This is a genomic window from Nostoc mirabile CHAB5784 (assembly GCF_020829645.1).
GTDB classification, from domain to species: Bacteria; Cyanobacteriota; Cyanobacteriia; order Cyanobacteriales; family Nostocaceae; genus Nostoc; species Nostoc mirabile.
Map to the genome: position 1 here is coordinate 1 of NZ_JAIVFS010000114.1, position 21,791 is coordinate 21,791.

Here is a 21,791-nt window from a genome sequence, read left to right on the forward strand (position 1 = left end):
GTATAAAGCAGATTGGTATGGTTCAGAAGTGGTGAATGTTTCCCGCTTCTACCCATCGAGTCAAATTTGCTCTGGCTGCGGCAATCGGCAGAAAATGCCACTACATATTCGTACTTACCAATGTGACCGCGGCTTAATCTTAGATAGGGATTTGAACGCCGCAATTAATCTTGAAAGAACCGCAAGTTCTGCGGGGATTGCTTGTAGAGCCTTACACCAACCAGTAGCTTAGGCTGCTGGGAGGCGATGAAACAAGAACTGAACAGCAAAAATAGACGCTTGCCTAGTTTTGCCTAAGTTTCAGAGAACGGTACATCAATAACTGATGCCCCATATTTAGATATAGATAATTCAGTATACATTCCTATTCAGCCGTGTTTTAGCATATCCGGATGATTTGGAAAATTGCGTAGGCGCAGCCCGTCGTAGACATCGCTTTTTTCCAAAAAGAAACTCCAGATGCTTTAAACGCATCTGGAGTAGTAACAGGTTTCTAACATCAATCAATTTTGACCGATGCGATCGCCCGATGTCGTTAGGGTATATACTCAAATATATTTATGTCTGTTCATCCGCAAATCGACGAGCAAATTACCTTCTTTTATACCCATAATCTCAATGCATCTAGAGAATTCTACGAACAAAAACTAGGTTTGGAGTTATGGCTTGATCAAGGAACCTGTCGGATTTATACTGTCAGTGGTTCTGGATACTTAGGTTTTTGTCAAGCAAGCGAAATCTCAACTCCTCCAGCCGACAAGCAATCAAGTGTCATTTTTACCTTGGTAACACAGCAGGTAGATGAGTGGTTTGAATATCTCAAAGAACGTGGCGTTGAATTTGAAAAACCACCTACACTAAACGAAAAGTACAACATTTACCACTGTTTTTTGCGTGATCCTAGTGGTTATTTAATTGAAATTCAACGTTTTGAGGCTAACCACTAAAAAAAGACATAACTTCAGTAGATCGAAAACTTTTGTAAGTTGACGAAATAATAAGGGTTTCAGCCGATGTTTTTGGGTTGATGATCGCGTAGGCGCAGCCCGCCGTAGGCATCGCTTGCACTGCACTCTTAACTCACCAACAACGCCCGTCCCTTGAAAAGCAGACTCTAAAAGGATTGCGACAAATTGTGTTCCTCAACTCAAATGAACGGCTGATAAGGGTTCTGGAAAACTTTTCGATCTACTAAACTTATTTAGTTATGTCTAAAAATTTAATTTACAGGGCAGGATTTGTACCTGACAATTCAGGTTATCTGGAAAACCTCACTTCTATTTCTCTCTCCTTTTAGGCTACGGTGGACACACAAGTCTTACCGCAGCCATATCTTTATTAATAAATCTCGCACTGCGTTTCTATTTTGCCTCGGAATGAATTCCGATTCTCATAGCTGAAGTCCACGCTTAGTAGACTGAATTGATGATTTAGTCCACTTGAGTGGACTTCAGCTATCAGCCCTGAACTTCAGTTCTGGGCGGGATATCGGTGAGTGTGACAGTTTCACTCTGACAAAAATGTGGGTAGAGGACGACTTATGTGTACACCGTAGCCTAAAAAAAGAGAGACTTTGAATTTCCCCCTTCCCGCGTCGGGAAGGGTTAGGGGGTTAGGTTAATCGTTGGCTTTTGCACATGACATGGTTGCCAATTGTGCTATTACTATAGTTATTATTTTTAAAGTATCGATATTTTATCTATCGGTTCACTAAATATTCTATTAGGGTGACTGCATGACAGCCGAAAAACTCACATGGCTACGCACAAAATTGCAACTTAAAGGTTCGGTTCTGAAAGCAATTTATAAACATATTTTATGGTGTGGATCTTTTGGATTTTTGATTTCTCTACTTTACCATTTTGATTTGCCTGTATCCCAACCTATTTTAGGAAGTGTTATTCCTAGTATTGTTTTAGGTTTGTTACTTGTATTTCGCACCAATACTGCTTATGAGAGATTTTGGGAAGGGAGAAAATGCTGGGGTTCTCTAGTAAATAATATACGAAATTTGGCCCGACAAATTTGGGTATCTATTGATGAAATCTCACCAGAAGATAAAGACAATAAAATTACAGCACTAAATTTATTGGTAGCTTTTGCTGTGACAACTAAATTACATTTGCGGGGAGAAGTAGTCAATAGCGAGTTAGAAGATTTAATGCCATCTAGTAAGTATATAAAACTGAAGATTATGAATAATCCCCCCATAGAGGTTGCCTTTTGGATAGGAGATTATTTACAGCAGCAGTATCATCGCAATTGCCTTAATAGCTACCAGTTAACATCTATGCAAGAATTATTGAATAATCTTGTGGATAATTTAGGAGCTTGCGAACGTATTTTAAAAACACCTATGCCATTAGCTTATTCCATTCATCTGAAGCAATTATTGTTACTATATTGTTTTTTGTTCCCATTTCAAATAGTGGAGAGTCTGGGTTGGTGGACAGGTTTAATTGCTGCTTTCGTTGGTTTTACAGTATTTGGCATTGAAGCCATCGGCTTGGAGATAGAAAACCCCTTTGGTTATGATTCTAACGACTTACCTCTAGATGCGATTTGCGAGACGATGAAACGCAATATTGACGATTTAATTACTCTGACTCCAAATGCGCGATCGCATCCAGGTAATTTGACTTATGATAAAAGTTGAGATTGGGAATAACTTACAAGGCTTGGTTATAGCTGTCAAGTCCCATCTTTTTGCGTCCATCTTCTTTCGCAGTAATATATAAACGCGAAACTATCTCTTCATTGGTGGATGTGCAATGATGCCTGTACGTCAAACTTTATCAAAGCCTGATATTCAACTTTCTTACTTAGAGTGGAACCAAGGGCAACAACCCTTACTGCTGTTACACGGCTTAGGCGACCATGCTCTAGTGTGGTCTAGTTTAGGAGATTACCTAGCAGTAGACTACCACATAGTTGCACCAGATATGCGCGGACATGGCCAAAGTAGTAAGCCTGAGAGAGATTATAGCTTTGAGAGTGCGATCGCAGACCTGGAAGCACTAATGGATCATCTCGGATGGACTTTTGCCCATATTGTAAGTCACTCGTGGACAGGCAAATTAGCCGCCATCTGGGCAAGGCAAAACCCAAAGCGTTTGCGGAGTATAATTCTAGTCGATCCAATTTTTATCTGGAAAATGCCCAGCCTTTTCAGGGTAACTTTTCCCATGTTGTATCGCTTCTTGCCTTTTCTCAAAAGCATGGGCCCCTTTGTCAGTTATGAAGAAGCCGAACAACAAGCACAGCAGTTAAAGCAATATCAAGGATGGAGTTCCTTACAACAGCAAGTTTTCCAAGCAGGAATAGAACAAAAACTCAATGGTAGTTGGGGCAGCAAATTTACTATAGCCGCCCGCGACGGGATTTTTGAAGCAGTAATGCAAGTGCCTGGTTTTACAATTCCCCTTGACACCCCTGCCATTTTCGTCCAGCCAGAACAAGGATTGAACCGCCAAAATTGGCAAATTCAACCATACAAAACCTATCTTAAAAACTTACGTATCTGCCAAGTTCCCGGCAACCATTGGCCGTTTTTGACACAACCAGAGGCATTTAACCAAACTGTAGCAGCTTTTTTGGCAGAACACAGATAGAAAATCTCATAATTATTGGACGGGATTATCATACAGCAACAGAAGAATTAATAGGAGTGATGTCTAGCGAGATTGGGCATGGGGCATGGCGCATTGAGCATTGGTTATTCCCCCATCTCCCCCATCTCCCTCATCTCCCCATTCCCCACTCCCCATTCCCCACTCCCCACTCATGAGCCTTTGTATCAATCCCGTTTGCCCTAAACCAAATCACCCGGATAATCATCAAAACCGCTTTTGTCAAAGTTGTGGTTCCCATTTGGAATTGCTAGGGCGTTATCGGGTGACGAGCCTGTTGAGTGACAAAACAGGGTTTAGTAAAGTTTATGAAGCATACGAACAAGATACCCCTAAAATTCTCAAGATACTCAAAGAGGATTTATCAGGCGACGCCAAAGCAGTAGAACTATTTCAGCAAGAAGTAACCGTATTAGGACAACTCAAGCATCCTGGCATTCCCAAAGAGGATAGTTACTTCCAATATCAAACCCGAAATGGTTTAGTGTTGCATTGCATTGCAATGGAAAAAATCGGTGGATACAACTTAGAACAGTGGTTACAGCAGAATTACCCTATTTCGCAGAAACAAGCTGTGGCCTGGTTAAAACAATTGGTAAAAATTTTGGATTTAGTGCATGGTAAACAGTACCTGCATCGAGATATTAAGCCATCTAATATCATGATTCGATCCCCTCTTGGGAAGGGTTGGGGGGATTTGGTACTGATTGATTTTGGCACCGCCACTGAAATTGATAGAACCTACCCAGACAAACTCAACAACGGCGACGGGATGACAGCACTTATGTCATCTGGCTACAGCGCTCCAGAACAAATGAATGCTCAAGCAGTACCGCAATCAGATTTCTTTGCCTTGGGGCGCACATTTGTATTTTTACTCACGGGATACCATCCTTTAGATATGTATGATATGCAGCAAAATTTATTGCACTGGCAAAATCATGCTATCCATATCTCACCCTTACTATTGAATTTAATTGATTGGCTCACAGCACCAGATATAGAAAAGCGTCCCGCTAATGCCCAAGAAATTTTACAACGCCTAGAAGAAATTGAAACCCAACTAACAGAAACTACTCCTGAAAATATTAATTTAGTGCGGAATAGTAACATCGAGCAATTGCCGCCACCAATTACTAAAACTTCATTTACTCCACAAAAACAGCCAGAAGAAGTACCATTACTGAAGTTTTTTGCAGCGCTGCTAGTGATATTAGGATTACTTAGTATAGTCGCTTTAGCAACGCGGACATCAAAATTTTCTGTGTTGCAAAATTACGGACAATCTCCTGAAAGAAAAGGTAAAATTGATTATTTTCCTTATAAAGAAGGTAGGGATAGTCAGGGGAGGGTAGCCGAATTTAATATAGCTGTTTTATCACTAGAATATAAATGGCTTTTAGGTAGCAATTTTCAAATTAAATATAATGATGAAATTATTAGTCTTGACCTTTTAAAGTTGAGCTTAGAACAAGAAGGTATACAGAATATAATGGAAGACCCTAGTGAAATTATTTCTGTAGGCATTTCTTGTAAAGGTAATATAGAAGTTCAACAGCGAATGGCTCTAGAACGTTCCAAACAAATACAATTTTTAGTAAAAAAATTATTTATTAATACACCAAGCATCAAAGGTTATCGTATATTAAATTTGGGACAATTTCAACGGAGTGATTGTCAGGCAAATCAGGATTTAACTAAATATCAGAGAAGTATTATGATCATTGGTGTTAAAAAACAATCACCAGGTATAATTCTCAATGAAGCATTACGGGATAGGTTAGAAAAGAAGCCTTTTGCTGATTTTAAGTTAGAAGATTATTCTTTGGGGACGCCAGAAAAGTTTAAGACAATACCGAGTAATTTATAAAATCTCTAGCAAAATACATCAGTGCATAGGCGTAACCCATCGTAGATATCGCCACTTTAGCCATAAACTACAACTATGCTCATCTACACCCCCTATGGCTAAAGCAGCAGATATTAGCACCAAGCGATTAATCAGCCTCGCACCCGAAAATTGGGTAAAATGGGTAACACAAATTCCCGATATTGTATGCGGAGAAATTATCAACTCCGAATTCCAGTGGATTAGCCGTGAGAGTGATGTCTTAGTCCGCGCTACCAGTCCCCAATATGGCGAATTTATCGTACTCAACGAGTTACAATTACGCTACAAACCTGAAATGCCTAAACGGATGCGGGCTTATGCAGCACTAGCTGAAGAAAAGTACAATTTGCCCACCTATCCGGTACTAGTTAACATCCTCAAAGAAAGTGATGTTCAAATTCCCACCAGCTATCAATCGCAATTTGCAGATTTACAGGCGCGTCAAGACTACCGTGTTATCAACCTTTGGGAAGTCGATGTCGAAATCGCTTTTACTCAACCTGTTCCCTCCTTGCTTCCCTTTGTCCCAATTCTCAAAGGAGGTGCAGAAGAATCCACTGTGCAACGGGCATTGCAAATTCTCCGCGCCGATGAGCAATTGAGCCAGTTAGAAATTGTTATGGCTTTTTTTGCTACCTTCGTATTAGACAGCGCTTTAGTTCAGCAAATCATGAGGTGGGATATGGCAGTGTTACGCGAATCTCCCTGGTATCAGCAAATTTTGAGAGAGGGCGAACAACGTGGGGAAGAACGAGGACGGCAAGAAGGACGGCAAGAAGGACGGCAAGAAGGACGGCAAGAAGGACGGCAAGAAGGACGGCGAGAAGAGATGCTTTTAGGTATTGAACTCGCTTTGGAGATAAAATTTGGCGCTGAGGGATTGCAACTGATGCCAGAAATTTCTCAAATTTCAGATTTAGATAGATTAAAAGCAATTCAGCAGGGAATTAAGAGCGTGAATACTCTAGATGAATTACGGCAATTCATTTGAAGTAATGGAACTTCCTTGAGTTTGGCAAATCATGAGGTGAGATATGTCAGTGTTCGAGAAATCTTTCTTTTATCAGGAAATTTTCCAAGAAGCATATCAGAAAATTTTCCACGAGGCACGGGAAAAAGCGATACAAGAGGAGAGGCTATTGACCATTGAACTGCTTTTGGAGATAAAATTTGGCAGTGAGGGATTAGAATTAATGCCAGAAATCTCTCAAATTTATGATTTAGAGCAACTAGAGGTAATTAAGCGAAGATTTAAGACGCTAAATACTTTAGACGAATTGCGTGAACTTATCAGTAGTATTCAAACTTCCTCAACTTAGTACATGATTTTATAAATTCGTAACGAAAAAATTGCCACATATCAAACCTTTGCGTACCCTCTGCGTTTCATAACTCTCAATTCTGCACGGTTTGACACAAGCTGTACTTAGCCAAATCATTGGATGAGATTTTTTTAGTTGAATGTTAAATTATTTAAGCTCCCATCCCAGAGTACCGCTTTAAACCTGCACGCCAAAGAAAGCGATTCGCACCCAAAAACACTAATATCCATCCTACCATTGACCCAAATCCCCGCCCTATATCCACGGGTAGCCCTACCAAAAGACTCGCAGGAAAATTAATCAAATAGGGAAAAGGCGTAAACATCACTATTTTCTGCACAGGTTCTGGAAAGACCTCTAAAGGTGCTATCAAACCAGATAAAAATAGATAAAACAACAACCAAAAATTTTCTAAAGCGCTAGCCCGTTCTGTCCAAAAGGCAAACATGGCAAAGGTGTACTGAATCGTAAACCGCAAAGCAAAAGCTAGCACCACCGCCAATGTAAACAGCAAAAATCTACTCAAACTTGGCAACCAAAAAGCTTGGGGATAAAGAATAAAAAATAATCCCACTAATAGAAAAGCAAACGTTAGCCGAGCAAATCTTTCAGAAACATGACGCGCAACATGATGCCATACTGGGTCGAGTGGTTGCAGCAACTTGGGCGAAAGCTTGCCTTCCACTACCTCTGTTTCAAAGTCCCAAATTACCCAAACAACTGTTAATTGCCTAATGACGAAAACTGTGATGAAGTAACGAGCAAAATCCACAGGTGATAGCCCAAACTGCCCGCCTTGTGCTGCCTGTATCCAGATACCCATGAGGATAATCGGCAAAGACCCAGCCAAAACCCATAAGATTAGTTCTGCTCGATACTCAACCATATAGGCGTAGTATACTGACAGCAAAGTTAAGGCTTTTCTGATTATCCGCTTCATTTATTCACTTCCCGCTACAAAAATTACCCAGAATTCTCCACTCTTGTACAGACGCGATTAATGTACAGACGCGATTAATCGCGTCTCTACTACACAACACCTGCCTGAAAAACTCGTCCAATTACTTCCTCTACAGGCGGTTCGGTAACTGTTAAATCAATTACCTCTAAATCCGTCAAAATTTGAGAAACGGTGCGGGTGAGCGCCTCTCTAGATACCATAAAATGCACCGATCGCCCTTCTAAGTGTTGCACATCACCATAGGTCATAAGTTTTTCAATCGGTAGAGGTTGGGCTAACTCTATATGAACTTCCCGATATGGGGCAAAACGTTCTAGTAGTCCATCTAAACTACCGTCATACATCAGCCTTCCCTGGTGAATCAACAGCACTCGTTGACACAAAGCTGTGATATCAGCCATGTAATGACTCGTCAACAGCACTGTAGCTTGATAACGCTGATTGTAGTCGCGCAAAAAATCGCGCACCGCTACCTGAGCATTTACATCTAGTCCCAGCGTTGGTTCATCTAGGAATAATACGTGGGGACGGTGCAAAAGTGCTGCTAGCAATTCTGCCTTCATCCGTTCACCCAAAGATAGCTTCCGTACTGGCTGGGTAAGCTTGCCTTCTAGGGAAAGCATCTCTGTTAGTTCTCCCACCCGCCGCTGGAACTCTTTATCAGAGATGTTGTATACAGCAGCATTAATTCTCAAAGAATCCAGCGCTGGCAAGTCCCAAATTAGCTGCTGCTTTTGCCCCATTACCAAGGTAATTTTTTGCAAAAATGCTTCTTTCCGATGAAACGGAATTTGTCCAGCTACTTGAACTGTACCGCTAGACGGATGAATCAGCCCCGTAAGCATTTTGAGTGTGGTGGTTTTACCAGCCCCATTTGGGCCCAAAAACCCCACAACTTCACCAGGGGCAATTTCAAAGGAAACATCCTGAACTGCTTGAATTGACCGATAGGTGCGGCGAAAAAAGTGGCTGATTGTACCTTTAATACCCGGACTTTTAACTGCCACTGGATAAGATTTACTTAGCTTTTCAGCAATGATGATTGACATATTTTTTTTATTAGAACCACTGATGTACACAGGTAAACACACATAAATCATTAGTGTTTAGCGCTATTTATCAAAAAAGAATTCAGGAGTCAGGAGCGGAGCCGGAGACGTTTCCGTTGCTCCGGTCAGAATTCAGCATGAATTCTGACCGAAAATGCGGATAGCGCAGCGTTATCAGTGGTGAGTCTGAATCCCCCTCTGATAGCGCAGCGTTAGCGAGTCTGCGTACTCCTTCGGAGAAGCAAGCTACGCGCAGCGTCTCGTAGAGAGCGTCTTGATTCTGATCGGAGCTTCGGAGTCTCCGGCTTTGCTCCTGAATTCTGACTTCTGAATTCTTCTTCAACTGTGGTTCCAAATATTAATCCAGGGATTTTCGCCAGTGACATATCATGATTTCCTGTGGTGGGCATTACTCAAGCACAACACATAGACTTTACCGTAAACGTCCCGATCGCAATGTACTAATAATTAACCACAAACCCAATAAACTAGCGACTGCAAACAGGGTGGTGCTTAAAAAAGATAGCTGTGTTGTCTGCGCTCTGCTGGAAATAATTGCTGCACCCATAATCAGTGAACCCACTAATATACTAAAAGATAGTCGGTTAGCTGCATCGTCCATAGTGCGCCGCACACCATCTAACCCCCGCAGCGATAAATTCCACTGTAAAGTTTCCGAGGTAACTCGGTCTAATAACAGTTCTATTTGGCGGGGAGATTGGAGAGAGAGACTTTTAATATCTAAGGCTGTCCGTAATAGCGATCGCACTGGATTATCGCCTAGTAATTGCCGACGAAACAAGTCTGTAATTAATGGTTTTACTTCATCAAAAAAGTTAAGCTCTGGGTTGAATGTTCGCGCCACCCCTTCTAAATTCGCTAGGGTTTTGGCATACAAACCCATATTACTAGGTAATCTAATTTTATTGTTGCGGGCTACTTGTAAAACTTCATAAATTATCTGACTGAAGTTGATTTGCGTGAGGCTGACATTGTGATACTTTCGCAACATGCGATCATAATCATTTTCTAACCGCGACAAAATTACTGGTTGAGCAGAATCTGATAGCTGCAAAGTTAATTGAGCGCACCTTTGAGCATCTAAATCAACGATCGCTAACAACATTTCTGTTAATATCTGCTGTGTACGGGGATCAAGTCTTCCCACCATGCCACAGTCTAAAAGGGCAACACGACCATCTTTGAGATAAAACAAGTTTCCCGGATGGGGATCGGCGTGAAAAAAGCCATCAATATATAGTTGCTGAAAAAATACCCGAAATAACAAAGTAGTTATTTCTTTACGCTCTACGGCAGGGTCTTTACCATTATTGTTGTTGTCCAAATCCGCCGACAAGAACGGCACTCCATCCAGCCATTCCATCACTAGTAATTTTGCTGTGGTCAATTCCCAGTTAATTTCCGCAACCACTATTTGCGTGGGATCATACCAGCGACTTTTAGATAAGTTGCGCCGTAGTTGGTCTGTAAAACCCGCTTCCCGTGTAAAATCTAACTCGGCTTCTAGAGCTTTAGTAAATTCTTCAGCGATGGATTTGATTTCGTAGGTTTGCCCAAATTCAGTTCGCGCCACTAAATCGGCAATACCTTGAATTAAAGCAATATCTTGGGCAATAGTCAGATCAATTCCCGGACGTTGCACTTTCAGAGCGACTTCTCGACCATCTATTAATGTAGCTCGATGTGTCTGAGCAATTGATCCTGCTGCTACTGGAATCGGGTTAACTGTGCTGAAAGTTTCTGCTAGTGGAAGTTTTAATTCTTTACGGAGGATTATTTCTATCTCTGACCAAGGAACTGGCGGTACTTCGTCTTGTAGAGTTGATAGTTCCTCAATATAGGCGGCGCTGAGTAAATCTGGACGGGTAGAAAGTAGCTGACCAAGTTTAACATAAACTGGCCCCAAGTCTACCAGGATATTTTTTAAAACCGCAGGTGTAGGTAGCTGGGGTTCATCAGCTTTGCCACCAGTAAGTAACCTTCGCATATAGTCCCAGCCATTGCGAAGGAATACTTCAAGAATTTCTCGTTGACGGGGAACAGTTTGGGTGAGGAACATTTTTGAGGTGGGGAGTGGGGAGTGGGGAGTGGGGAATGAGGAATGGGGGCAGGGGGCGGGGGGCAAGGGGGAGAATAAAAAATTAGCTTTTTCCCCTCTGCTCCCAGCAAGAACTGCCCCTCTGCCTCTTTCAAATTGCTCTGCTTTTCGACAGTCAAGTTATAATGGGAAAATAGGCTTTTTCGCCTCTACCAAGGGTTTTAACTTTTATAGCAGGTCGGTAAATCGGGAATCGCTTTGGAGAATTTTGAGGATCTGCTTGATTTCCTGGGTACGTTCTTTTTTAACAACGAGGGTGACATTGCGATCGCGCACAATCACCACGTCCTCTAAACCAATTGTAACAACTACATCCTCTGGATTTGAGGCGTAAATAATCGCCCCCTGCGTATCTAGCCCTACGTGCGTAGCAAGTTCCACATTGGGAGTCTCTTCTGTTTTGAGTAAGCGTTCGATCGCATTCCAATCTCCTAAATCATCCCAACCAAAATCAACTGGCAAAACGTATGCTAGAGTTGTCTTTTCCATTAGCGCATAGTCTATACTCTTCTTAGGCAACTGGGGATAGATATCAGGGCCATGTTGTTCTAAAGGTTCGATAATTTCTGGTGCATGGGTATGTAGTTCCTTGAGAACAACCCCTGCCCGAAAAACGAACATTCCACTATTCCAGCTAAAACGTCCCGTAGATAAAAAAGTCTCTGCCGTTTCACGGTTGGGCTTTTCTGTAAAACGGTTGACGTGATAAGCTGGCAACTCATTAAAGCTACCTATTTTTTCACCTTGTTCAATGTAGCCGTAACCGGTTGATGGAAAAGTAGGCTTGATCCCCAGTGTAACGATCGCTGCTGTGCTTGCTGCTAGTTGCGTAGCCGCGCTTAATGTGTGTGCAAACGCCTCTTGGTCAGCGATCCAGTGGTCAGCAGGGAAAAAGCCAATAACAGCGTCTTCTCCATAGCGTTGTTTGATTTCTAAACTTGTCCAAGCAACGGCTGCGGCAGTGTCTCTTCCTTCCGACTCAATCAATAAATTCTGAGATGGTAGATCAGGTAATTGTTGTCTTACCCCTTCAGCTATCTGACTAGAAGTAATCACCCACAAGGAATCCCACCCCCTTGGGGTTCGCCAGTCGCCTGCGGAGGAGCCAGCGCGGTCTTGGGGGTCTCCCCCATGAGCGACTGGCGTTGGAAACCCTCCCGCAGCGCTGGACTCACCGCCACCGAGTTCAATCAATCGATCGGCGGTTGCTTGTAATAAACTTCTAGAGCTACCATCAAGACTTAAAAATTGCTTGGGTCGGTCTTTGCGACTCAGGGGCCAAAAACGTTCACCTTTACCACCAGCAAGGATTACGGGGAACAATAAAGTATTCATGTTGTCATACAGGCTTACCGAAGAACATTACAAGTTTACAGTGAGCTTTTCCACTGGCAATATTTGTAGCTTGGATTAACATACTTTTAGGGAGTGGTTGAGTGGGGAGATAATTGTGATAAAACAAGTCGAATGGTCGGAAAATCCGCTTGGATCTCAGCAAGTTGTAGAATTTGAAACTGAGGTGCGATCGCAGCAACTTCAACGAACAGAAAATCAAGTAACACCTGCACCAGTAGAGGATTTAGAGGAGGAGGAGGTAGAACTAAACCCGCCAGCGAATCCCAACCGTAGCGTTGTCGAATCAGTGGGTGCAATTCCCAATCAGCTTTATGAGAGACTGGGCTTAACCATGCCTCGATGGCTGTTGTGGATTATGACGGTTGTCATCGGCATCATCTTATCTGGTTTGCTGGTATCAACCTTAGCGCTGTGGACTCCGTTGTGGAGCAATCTAGATCGAACAGATGAAGATTTAGGAACTGCTGGTAAAGACGAGATAAAAATACCACTACCAGGGGAGTTATGGAGCAAACTCTCCCAGTACAATCTTTCACGACCGATGAATATTTTAATTATGGGGATTGAACCAGTTAGCGGTACTGTTGATGGTTCACCAGAAAGTTTTGCTGGGAAAAGCGACACCATGCTGCTAGTAAGGCTCAATCCTAGTGAAAAATCTGTACGGGTGCTTTCCATTCCCAGAGATACGATGATTGCCATCCCAGAAAAGGGAGAAAAGGGATTAACTAAGGTATCTGATGCCAATGCCAAAGGCGGCCCAGTCTTGGCAGCACGGGTAGTTAGCCGTACCTTAAACAATGCTCCAATTGATCGCTATATCCGTATTTCTACCAGTGGCTTAAGGCAGTTAGTCGATCAGTTAGGTGGAATAGAAGTTTTTGTTCCCCAATCAATGGAATATAAAGACTCTAGCAGTCGGCTATCGATTAATTTAGTCAGTGGCTGGCAAACCCTCAACGGCGAACAAGCAGAACAGTTTGCCCGATTCCGCGAACCAGGTTTGGGAGATTTGCCGAGAGTGCAGCGTCAGCAAGCACTAACAGCAGCATTGCTGCAACGCTTAAATAGTCCTACCGTCTTACCCAGGTTGCCTCAGTTAACTCGCTTGATGCGAAAATACTTTGATACCAACCTGAAGATGGAAGAAATGATGGCGTTGGTGAACTTTGGCCTCAACTTGGATCGGGATAATTTCCAAATGACCGTGTTACCTGGTACGTTTAGCCGTTTTAGCAAAGACCCTGATAGCTATTGGCTAAATATGACTGGACAACAGAGCCTGTTGAATGATTATGTTGGGGTAAATGTACCTGGTCTGAAACCAGATATGCGTCAGGTTCCTAACCTCAAAATTGCTATTCAAAATGCTTCCAATCAACCTCAGCTAACTGAAAAAGTTATTGCTTATCTGAAACAGAAAGGCTTTACTAATATTTACAAAGTGCCTGATTGGCCAGATACCCAACGTCAAACTCAGATTGTTGTCCAAAAAGGCAACCGACGAGTTGGAGTTGATTTGCAAAAAGTCTTAGGCTTGGGCCAAATTGAGGTAGCGGCGATTGGTGATTTAGAATCTGATCTCACAATTCGGATTGGTAAAGATTGGAAATAGTCAAGAGTCATTAGTCATTAGTCATTAGTCATTAGTTAAATGACAAGCGACTAATGACAAAGGACTGCTGATAAATAATAAAGTTATGAAAAAGATTTTACTGCGCTTTTTTGGTTTGATTGTGATTTTGATACTGGCATTTGGGTGGATAGTACTTAATCCCAAACCTGCTTTTGCTCAGATAAACACAATCAATTACAACAATATAAATTTAGAAAATCGTGATTTTTCTCATGCTGATTTGGCAGGTGTGACTTTTGTAGCAGCAGAAATGCGGGGGACGAATTTCCAAGGAGCGAATTTAACAAACGCAATTCTCACTAAAGGGGTTTTGTTAAAAGCAAATTTGGAAGGTGCTAACTTGAGCGGCGCTTTAGTTGATCGCGTCACTATGGATGGTGCTAATCTGAAAAATGCCATCTTTACAGAAGCCACTTTGACTCGTAGCCGTTTTTACAATGCCGAAATTACAGGCGCTGATTTTACCGACGCTTTAATTGACCGTTATCAAGTGTCGCTAATGTGTGAAAGGGCTGATGGGGTAAATCCGGTTACGGGTATGTCAACGCGAGATAGTTTAGGTTGTCGATAGTAGGGTGGTTAGCGGGGAGAGTACAGCACCAACACCTTAGAATCGGTATGCTAGGCTTGCGATAACAAACACTACTATTTATAGGGGGAGTTGATAAAATACTTTATTTTCTCTTTTATAAAATCCGTGTTTCTAGAGTCAATATTAGTATTTTTAGATTTAGCAATGTAATTGATGTAATTTTCTACATCGACCATTCTATCATGCCATTCAAGTTTAAAATTGAGACTAGCAAGACAACATAAAACTTTATTGATTGCAAAAGGTATTTCTTGAATAAAATCAATATTTTCAACACACACTATAAACTCATCTGTAAATTCTCTTAAGCCCAAAAAATAAAAATGTGTAGGTTGGGGAGCCACTGCGCCCTTGCGGTTTCCCGACTTGAAGCAAGTGGCGTTTGAGGAACGAAACCCAACATATTGCAGGGTTTGTTGGGTTTCACTTCCCTACGGGACGCTGTTCGTGTTCGTTCAACCCAACCTACAAATATTCTTAACTTTTGACTTTTGACTTTTGATTTTTGACTTTTGCCTTGCGATACCAGTCGCCTCTAATTACCACTGGGAATTTCAATTAAAAACTCTGTTCCTTCTCCTGGTTTAGAGGAGCATTTAATCTGACCATGATGTTTTTCAACTATTATTTGATAGCTGATAGATAATCCTAACCCCGTACCTTTACCCGGTGCTTTGGTGGTAAAGAAGGGATCAAACATGTGCGATCGCACCTCTTCTGGAATCCCCAGACCATTATCAGCTATTCTAATTACAATCAGGTTATTAACGGCTTGCGTACTAATCCAGATAGTTAAAGGTATTTTCGGACACTTTTGGGATAACTTCAAATACCTTTGCTGTATAGTTTTAAACTTTTCCTCTAATGCATCAATACTGTTACTTAGAAGATTCATAAACACTTGATTTAATTGCGCTGGATAGCATTCGAGCAAACGTAAAGTAGCATATTCTTTCACAATTTCAATAGCTGGGCGTTCATTATTGTTTTTGAGCCGATGCCCTAAGATTAGCAAAGTACTATCCAATCCTTCATGAATGTCTACTGGCTTCAATTCAGCCTCATCTGTACGAGAAAAGTTTCGCAGTGATAGGACAATCTCACAAATCCGCTCTGTGCCTACTTTCATTGACTCAAGGGTTTTGGGCAAATCTTCGATGAGAAAGTCCAAATCAGTCTTGTCAATTTGCTCTTGAACAGTTGGCAAAAGGGAGGAATTTTGACGGTATAGTTTTACTACATTTAATAGTTCTTGAGTATATTCATTTAAATGGATAAGATTGCCGAAAATAAAACTCACAGGATTATTGATTTCATGAGCAACTCCAGCAAGTAATTGTCCTAATCCTGCCATTTTTTCACCCTGAATTAACCGAGTCTGAGTTTGTTTTAATTCTTGCAAAGCTTGAGTAAGTTCTGAGGTTTGACGTTTAGTTCGTTCGAGTAATTCCGCTTGCTGAATTGCAATTCCTAATTGCACTCCAACTTGAGCTAGTAAATTAATTTCTTCCTCTTTCCAATAACGCGGTTGCGAATTTTGATAAGCAACTAATAATCCCCATAATTTTTCACCTTCCCGAATCGGAACAAAGGTTTCGTTACGTGGAAGTTCGTTATCGTCGTCTGTATCCTCAAAAGTTTCTATAATCATTGGTTGGGCTTGTGCAACAGGTTTCCAACCATCTTTAAAAGAATCTGCCACAAATTTACCGCTCCAATCTGGGTTAAAGCGGTAGATTGCAACTCGCTCGACTTCGAGCAACTCTCGCACAGCTTGAGTAGTGGTTCTAAAAATAGTTTTAATATCGAGTGACTGGCGGATTTTATCAATGGTTGCAGCCAGCAATTCTTGCCGTTCCATAGCTTTCTCTCGTTCAGTAGCTTCTGCTAACTGGACAACCTGCATTTGAACTTGCTTTAAATAAGAATCCTGTTTTAATGCGACTCCCAATTGCTCGGCTATTTGACTGGTAAATTCAATTTCAGAGGGTTGCCAGTGACGAGGAGCGGTGCATTGGTGAATACACAGTAATCCCCAAAGTTCACCTTTTTTTAACAGAGGTGCGATCATATTTGCCCGCACTTGAAATTTTTCTAGAATCTGGACGTAGCAACCTGGAAACTTTCCTTGATAAATGTCAGCGATCGCATTTACTCGACCTTGTGCATAAAGGGGTGCAAAGTTTTCACCGAAGCAATAATCATAAACTTTTTCTGCGATTACCGAGTTACATTCAGGTACAACGTCCTCAGAAATAAATTCCCCTTCCCAATCTTTTTGAGGGTCAAAACGAAAGATTGTCACTCTGTCTGCTTGCAGCATTTGCCGTGCCTCAGTGACAGTAGTCTGGAAGATTGTATCTAAATCTAAAGACTCCCGAATTCGAGTAATCACGCTAGTTAATGTCTTTTGTTGCTCTGCTTGGTACTGAGCGTATGCCAGCAACTTATGGTGTCGCACTGCCACACCAATTTGTGTGCCGATTTTGGTCAGTGATTCGACTTCATAAGATTGCCACTGTCTGGGTGAGGAATTTTGATAGGCAGCAATGACTCCCCAAACTTTGTCTCCTTGGAGAATGGGGGCAGTTGCAAAGGCTTTTGCCTGGAATTGCTCCAACAGGGTTACATGACAGTTTGTTAATCCGGCTTGATAAATGTCATTGACTGTAAATGTCTGATTGTCAACGTAACGTCCACCTTGCGTCTGTTGTAAATAAGTATCAGCGATCGCAGGCTCAACGCCAACTAAAGCAGTCCAGCCTTCACCAAATGATTCAGCAACAAACTTACCACTCCAATCTTGATTGAAGCTAAAGATGGCAACTCGGTCAGCTTGCAGCAACTGGCGTATTTCTTGAGTTGTTGTTTTAAAGATGGTTTCAATATCAAGGGGTGAGCGAATTTCATCGACAATCTGAGCAATTACTTGGTCGCGTTGAACCGCTTGAGCCAATTTTGTGGCTTGCAATTGGACTTCATGGAGATGCTTCGCTTGTTGAATCGCAACAACAAGATGGTCAGCAATTTGACGAATAAACTCAATTTCCGATTCTTTCCAGTCACGAGCCTCACTGCACTGATGAATGCAAAGCAATCCCCACAGTTCCTTTTGGCGCGATAAAGGGACAACAAGGTTGGCCTGTACCTGAAATTTACTCAAAATTGCCACAAGACAATCACTCAGTCCGGCCTTGTAAATATCTGCTACCGCTTGCACTTGACCTTGTTGATTACTTGAAGCAAATTCTTCTCCAAAGCAGTGGTTGTAAACTTTTACCGCCATTGCTGAATCCCAGCCAAGTGCAACATCCTCAGAAACAAATTCTCCCTCCCAGTTTTGTTCACGGTTGAACTGGAAGACTGCTACTCGGTCAGCATTTAGCAACTGACGTACTTGTGTAACAGTAGTTTGAAAAATTGTTTCTAAGTCAAGAGACTCCCGAATTCGCACAATTACACTCGCCAGGGCCTTTTGTTGGTCTAGTTGCTCTTGAAGTTGAGCGCTTGACAAAAGAAGTTGATTTTCCGTTAAATTTGAATTGGGTTCCATTGGTCTGGATTATGTCGTTTTTATTAATGATTCCTCATACCAAACTTCATTGGGTTAAAGAGCGTCAAAAATATGACAAACTGCAAATTTTTACAGTATTCAATTATTTCCCAGAAGATGGTTATTGTTATAGTTCCCCTTTCTTGATCTATCCTCGTAATGGGTTAAAAAATAATTTTGGCTTGTACACAACAAAGGAGATGACTAAGTTAGTGTTGCCGCGACAAATCAGAAAAGCGATCTGACCCAATACCGTTCGGTTAAGGAATTTCTTGGTTGAGGCAGGCTCTTGAAGCTCTTGAGGCACTTGAGGCACTTGAGGAAAGAGGGTTATTGTTCAGTTCTCATTACCAACATTTTTTAAATCTTGGGCTTCGTTGCCATTTTGCTTCGGAATAAATTCCGAGGCTAACAGCTAAAGTCCTCTTAAGAGGACTAATACAAAATTTTCAGCCATGGTAAGAAAATTTTAGTCCACTTGAGTGGACTTTAGCTATCAGCCCAGAACTTAAGTTCTGGGCGGGATATCGGTCAGTGCAACACTTTGATTGCACAAAGAGTTCCTCTCTTTACCTGAAAACAAGAGGGATTGAGAGCTAAAATGCTTACCATTATAGCGATTGCAGGAATTTCATTTTGAGCGACGCCGAATAGCCCGCACTTCTCTACGAGACGCTGCGCGTAGCTTGCTTCCCCGAAGGGGTACGGCTGCGCTCAGTGACCACCGTAGGCATCGCTTTGCCAATACCCGCCGTAGGATGCAAGGGAGGGCTGTAGGGCGAAAGCATGTAAAATAAGTAATTTGTCAAAATTTACCTGACAGACTACGGAATTTCAGGTTAAATGTTTTAAAGTATGCACTCTGCAAGAGTTGTCGGGTAATATTCGTGACACAACAAGACCAAAAACCTTCTCGTTCTTTCGCTGGAATTGCTGGCATTGTTGCCGCAGCCACATTAATTAGTAAAATCTTCGGTTTAGTGCGGCAGCAAGTGATCGCTGCCGCTTTTGGTGTTGGTGCTGCTGCCACTGCCTATAGTTATGCTTATATTATCCCTGGCTTTCTATTGATATTACTAGGTGGTGTAAATGGCCCATTACACAGTGCAGTTGTCAGCGTTTTAGCCAAGCGGCGGCGAGAAGAAGCGGCTCCCCTAGTGGAAACCGTGACAACGCTGGTAGCTGGATCGCTGTTGGTGGTGACAGTGGCTCAAGTTTTATTTGCGGATGCGATCGTTGATTTAGTCGGTCATGGCTTGGAAGAGACAACCAGAGCGATCGCAATTCAACAACTTTGCATCATGGCACCAATGGCTTTATTTGCCGGTTTAATTGGCATTGGCTTTGGTACTCTCAATACAGCCAATCAATATTGGTTACTCTCCATTAGTCCCTTATTATCCAGTATTACCGTTGTTGCCGGTCTTGGTATCTTGGCTATGCAACTAGGCAAAGACATTATTAAGCCGGAGTACGCTTTAATCGGTGGAATGGTTTTAGCTTGGGGAACTTTGGCAGGAGCAATTCTCCAGTGGTTAGTGCAGCTAATTGTCCAGTGGCGGTTAGGATTAGGCACATTACGCCTGCGGTTTGATTTTAAATCCCCAGGCGTTCAAGAAGTCATTAAAATCATGACTCCGGCAACAGTTTCCTCTGGAATGATGCCAATTAACGTCGCCACTGACCTTTATTTTGCCAGTCCTATCCCTGGTGCGGCGGCAGGATTTAACTATGCGAATCTATTAGTCCAAACTCCGTTAGGGATTATTTCTAATATCATTTTACTGCCCCTGTTACCGATATTTGCCAAACTTGCCGGCCCCGAAAATTGGCCAGATTTAAAATTACGCATTCGCCAAGGACTGCTACTCACTGCCTTCACCATGCTACCGCTAGGGGCGTTGATGGTGGCGCTATCTGTACCTATTGTGCAGGTAGTATATGAACGCGGTGCTTTCAAGCCAGAAGCTACACAGCTAGTTTCATCCTTGCTAGTCGCTTATGGAATTGGGATGTTTGTTTATTTGGGACGTGATGTTTTGGTGCGGGTGTTCTACGCTTTAGGCGATGGACAGACACCTTTTCGCATCAGTATTTTTAACATTTTGCTCAACATCATATTAGATTGGTTTTTCGTTAAACCTTTTGGCGCTCCTGGTTTGGTGTTGGCAACAGTGGGTGTAAATTGCAGCTCAATGTTGATGCTGTTATGGTTGCTCGATCGCAAGCTCAATGGTTTACCTTGGCGTGAATGGAGTTTGCCAATTTTGGGTTTGACTGCGGGTAGCTTGGTAGCTGGGGTAGCAAGCTATGGGACATTGGTTGGTTCTCAACAATTGCTGGGTAAAACAGGTTTACTGATTCTGGTGTTGCAATTGTGTATATCAGGCTTCGTGGGGATTGCAGTGTTTGCTGCGATCGCTTCATCAATGAAAATACCAGAGGTAAATACTTTTATATCTCGTCTACGTCAGCGCTTTTTGAAGAAATAACTGTTATCTAAATAGAATTCAGGAGTTAGGAGCGGAGCCGGAGACGCTCCGCCTCCGGTCAGAATTCAGCATGAATTGGAGTCCGAAAAAGCTGATAGCACAGCGTAAAGACAAGAGAGTGGTGGATTTGAATCTTCCACTTTCTTGTTCTGACTCCTAAATTCTGACTTCTGAATTCTGACTTCTTCAATTAAATATTTCACCTGGTACACCCAAGTGGGTGAGAAAGAATTCAGCCACTTGGGTGAACCAGGTGTGCGAGGTTACATTTTGTAAAAAAAGAGATTCTAGTACTAGAGAATATTGATTTTACCTAACTCTAGTGAGAAGAATTCTATGAAACTTACAAAATTAGCTGCCTCTTTCCTCGCTGTTGCTTCCATTGTCCTCTCGGCTGGAATTGCTTCTGCTCAAACAGCTGGCACAAACGGCAATTACATCGGTGCTGGTATTGCGGTTGGTGCAACTAGTGGCGGACAAGGAAACGATGAAGCACAAATTGGTGGTAATATTCAAGGACGTTACGCTCTTCCCAATGCGCCTGTTTCAGTGCGGGGTTCTGTGCTGTATGGTGGTGATGCCGCCGCAATTATGCCCATAGTGACTTACGATGCGCCCATCGCCAGAAACACTAACCTTTACTTCGGTGGTGGTTATTCTTTTGTAACTGACGAAGGTCAAAAAACCCCATTAGGCAATCAGAATTCACCTGTAGTCACCCTTGGTATTGAATCAGAAGTTAGCAACAATGTCATTGCTTATGGCGATACTAAATGGGGCATTGATGCCTACAGAAATAGTGATGCTGATGCTGTCAGCTTCCAAGCCGGATTAGGCTATCGTTTCTAGTGATTAAGCTGATGCGCGTCTAAAGTATATAAACACTCTATTGAGTCGTTAACTGTTGACTGTTGACGGGTTTTCAGTCATCAGTCATCAGCTAAATGTACAAATTAAATACGTAACAGCTTACAAGCTAGAAAATAGCTTATTCACAACCTAAAGTAATGATATTTGCGAGCCGTAATATAGCGGTTCTCAATTACATAAAATACAGACCATTCGTAGGGGCACAACATGTTGCATTGGTGTCAACTTAAGAAGATTTTGCCCAAATTTGTTGAGTGTAAGCGTCAATCTCTCGATGACGCTTACGCCTGGTTTTGACTAATCCAAAGAGTTTTTGATGTT

General features: G+C 42.2%; 17 protein-coding genes. 11 read left to right on the forward strand and 6 right to left on the reverse strand.

Annotated features, from left to right (window positions below; translation table 11 throughout):
• The 7 genes from LC653_RS37610 to LC653_RS37640 all read left to right on the forward strand — a co-directional run.
• A partial coding sequence (locus LC653_RS37610) for a zinc ribbon domain-containing protein (protein WP_229500340.1) occupies positions 1–232 on the forward strand: 232 nt, incomplete at its 5' end.
• 328 nt (positions 233–560) lie between these two features.
• Positions 561–947 (forward strand): VOC family protein, encoded by a 387-nt coding sequence (locus LC653_RS37615; RefSeq protein ID WP_229500342.1) that lies wholly within the window; start codon positions 561–563, stop codon positions 945–947.
• 788 nt (positions 948–1,735) lie between these two features.
• Entirely contained in the window at positions 1,736–2,656 is a 921-nt protein-coding gene (locus LC653_RS37620; protein ID WP_229500344.1) for a bestrophin family protein, read from the forward strand.
• A 118-nt stretch (positions 2,657–2,774) separates the two neighbouring features.
• Positions 2,775–3,611 (forward strand): alpha/beta fold hydrolase, encoded by an 837-nt coding sequence (locus LC653_RS37625; protein ID WP_229500366.1) that lies wholly within the window; start codon positions 2,775–2,777, stop codon positions 3,609–3,611.
• Positions 3,612–3,783: 172 nt separating this feature from the next.
• Positions 3,784–5,499: a serine/threonine protein kinase gene (locus LC653_RS37630; RefSeq protein WP_229500368.1), complete on the forward strand. Its 1,716-nt coding sequence runs from the start codon at positions 3,784–3,786 to the stop codon at positions 5,497–5,499.
• A 94-nt stretch (positions 5,500–5,593) separates the two neighbouring features.
• Positions 5,594–6,511, forward strand: a complete 918-nt coding sequence (locus LC653_RS37635) for an RpnC/YadD family protein (RefSeq protein ID WP_229500346.1) — start codon at positions 5,594–5,596, stop codon at positions 6,509–6,511.
• Between the two features lie 43 nt (positions 6,512–6,554).
• Entirely contained in the window at positions 6,555–6,839 is a 285-nt protein-coding gene (locus tag LC653_RS37640) for a hypothetical protein (protein WP_229485228.1), read from the forward strand.
• Positions 6,840–6,993: 154 nt separating this feature from the next.
• Here LC653_RS37640 and LC653_RS37645 read toward each other — a convergent pair whose 3' ends face one another.
• The 4 genes from LC653_RS37645 to LC653_RS37660 form a co-directional block, all read right to left on the reverse strand.
• Complete coding sequence (locus LC653_RS37645) at positions 6,994–7,782, reverse strand: ABC transporter permease (protein ID WP_229500348.1); 789 nt, start codon at positions 7,780–7,782, stop codon at positions 6,994–6,996.
• 89 nt (positions 7,783–7,871) lie between these two features.
• The gene (locus LC653_RS37650) at positions 7,872–8,852 is read right to left on the reverse strand and encodes an ABC transporter ATP-binding protein (protein WP_229500350.1); all 981 of its coding nucleotides are present in this window, start codon (positions 8,850–8,852) and stop codon (positions 7,872–7,874) included.
• 433 nt (positions 8,853–9,285) lie between these two features.
• Positions 9,286–10,932: an ABC1 kinase family protein gene (locus tag LC653_RS37655; RefSeq protein WP_229500352.1), complete on the reverse strand. Its 1,647-nt coding sequence runs from the start codon at positions 10,930–10,932 to the stop codon at positions 9,286–9,288.
• Positions 10,933–11,139: 207 nt separating this feature from the next.
• Positions 11,140–12,306: a mannose-1-phosphate guanylyltransferase gene (locus LC653_RS37660; RefSeq protein WP_229500354.1), complete on the reverse strand. Its 1,167-nt coding sequence runs from the start codon at positions 12,304–12,306 to the stop codon at positions 11,140–11,142.
• A 115-nt stretch (positions 12,307–12,421) separates the two neighbouring features.
• Here LC653_RS37660 and LC653_RS37665 point away from each other — a divergent pair, with 115 nt between their 5' ends.
• Together LC653_RS37665 and LC653_RS37670 are read left to right on the forward strand one after the other, a co-directional pair.
• Positions 12,422–13,942 carry an LCP family protein gene (locus LC653_RS37665; RefSeq protein WP_229500355.1) on the forward strand — a complete coding sequence of 507 codons (1,521 nt, stop codon included), beginning with the start codon at positions 12,422–12,424 and terminating at the stop codon, positions 13,940–13,942.
• Positions 13,943–14,027: 85 nt separating this feature from the next.
• Positions 14,028–14,534, forward strand: a complete 507-nt coding sequence (locus LC653_RS37670; protein WP_229500357.1) for a pentapeptide repeat-containing protein — start codon at positions 14,028–14,030, stop codon at positions 14,532–14,534.
• Positions 14,535–14,608: 74 nt separating this feature from the next.
• Here the strand turns inward: LC653_RS37670 and LC653_RS37675 are convergent, their stop codons facing one another.
• Together LC653_RS37675 and LC653_RS37680 are read right to left on the reverse strand one after the other, a co-directional pair.
• The gene (locus LC653_RS37675) at positions 14,609–14,899 is read right to left on the reverse strand and encodes a hypothetical protein (protein ID WP_229500359.1); all 291 of its coding nucleotides are present in this window, start codon (positions 14,897–14,899) and stop codon (positions 14,609–14,611) included.
• Positions 14,900–15,090: 191 nt separating this feature from the next.
• The gene (locus tag LC653_RS37680; protein ID WP_229500361.1) at positions 15,091–18,108 is read right to left on the reverse strand and encodes a GAF domain-containing sensor histidine kinase; all 3,018 of its coding nucleotides are present in this window, start codon (positions 18,106–18,108) and stop codon (positions 15,091–15,093) included.
• 887 nt (positions 18,109–18,995) lie between these two features.
• On the opposite strand from LC653_RS37680, the gene murJ reads away from it, so the two are divergent.
• Positions 18,996–20,600, forward strand: coding sequence for a murein biosynthesis integral membrane protein MurJ (gene murJ / locus LC653_RS37685; protein WP_229500362.1), 1,605 nt, complete (start codon positions 18,996–18,998; stop codon positions 20,598–20,600).
• Between the two features lie 336 nt (positions 20,601–20,936).
• Positions 20,937–21,449: an outer membrane beta-barrel protein gene (locus LC653_RS37690; RefSeq protein ID WP_229500364.1), complete on the forward strand. Its 513-nt coding sequence runs from the start codon at positions 20,937–20,939 to the stop codon at positions 21,447–21,449.
• Positions 21,450–21,791: the final 342 nt, after the last annotated feature.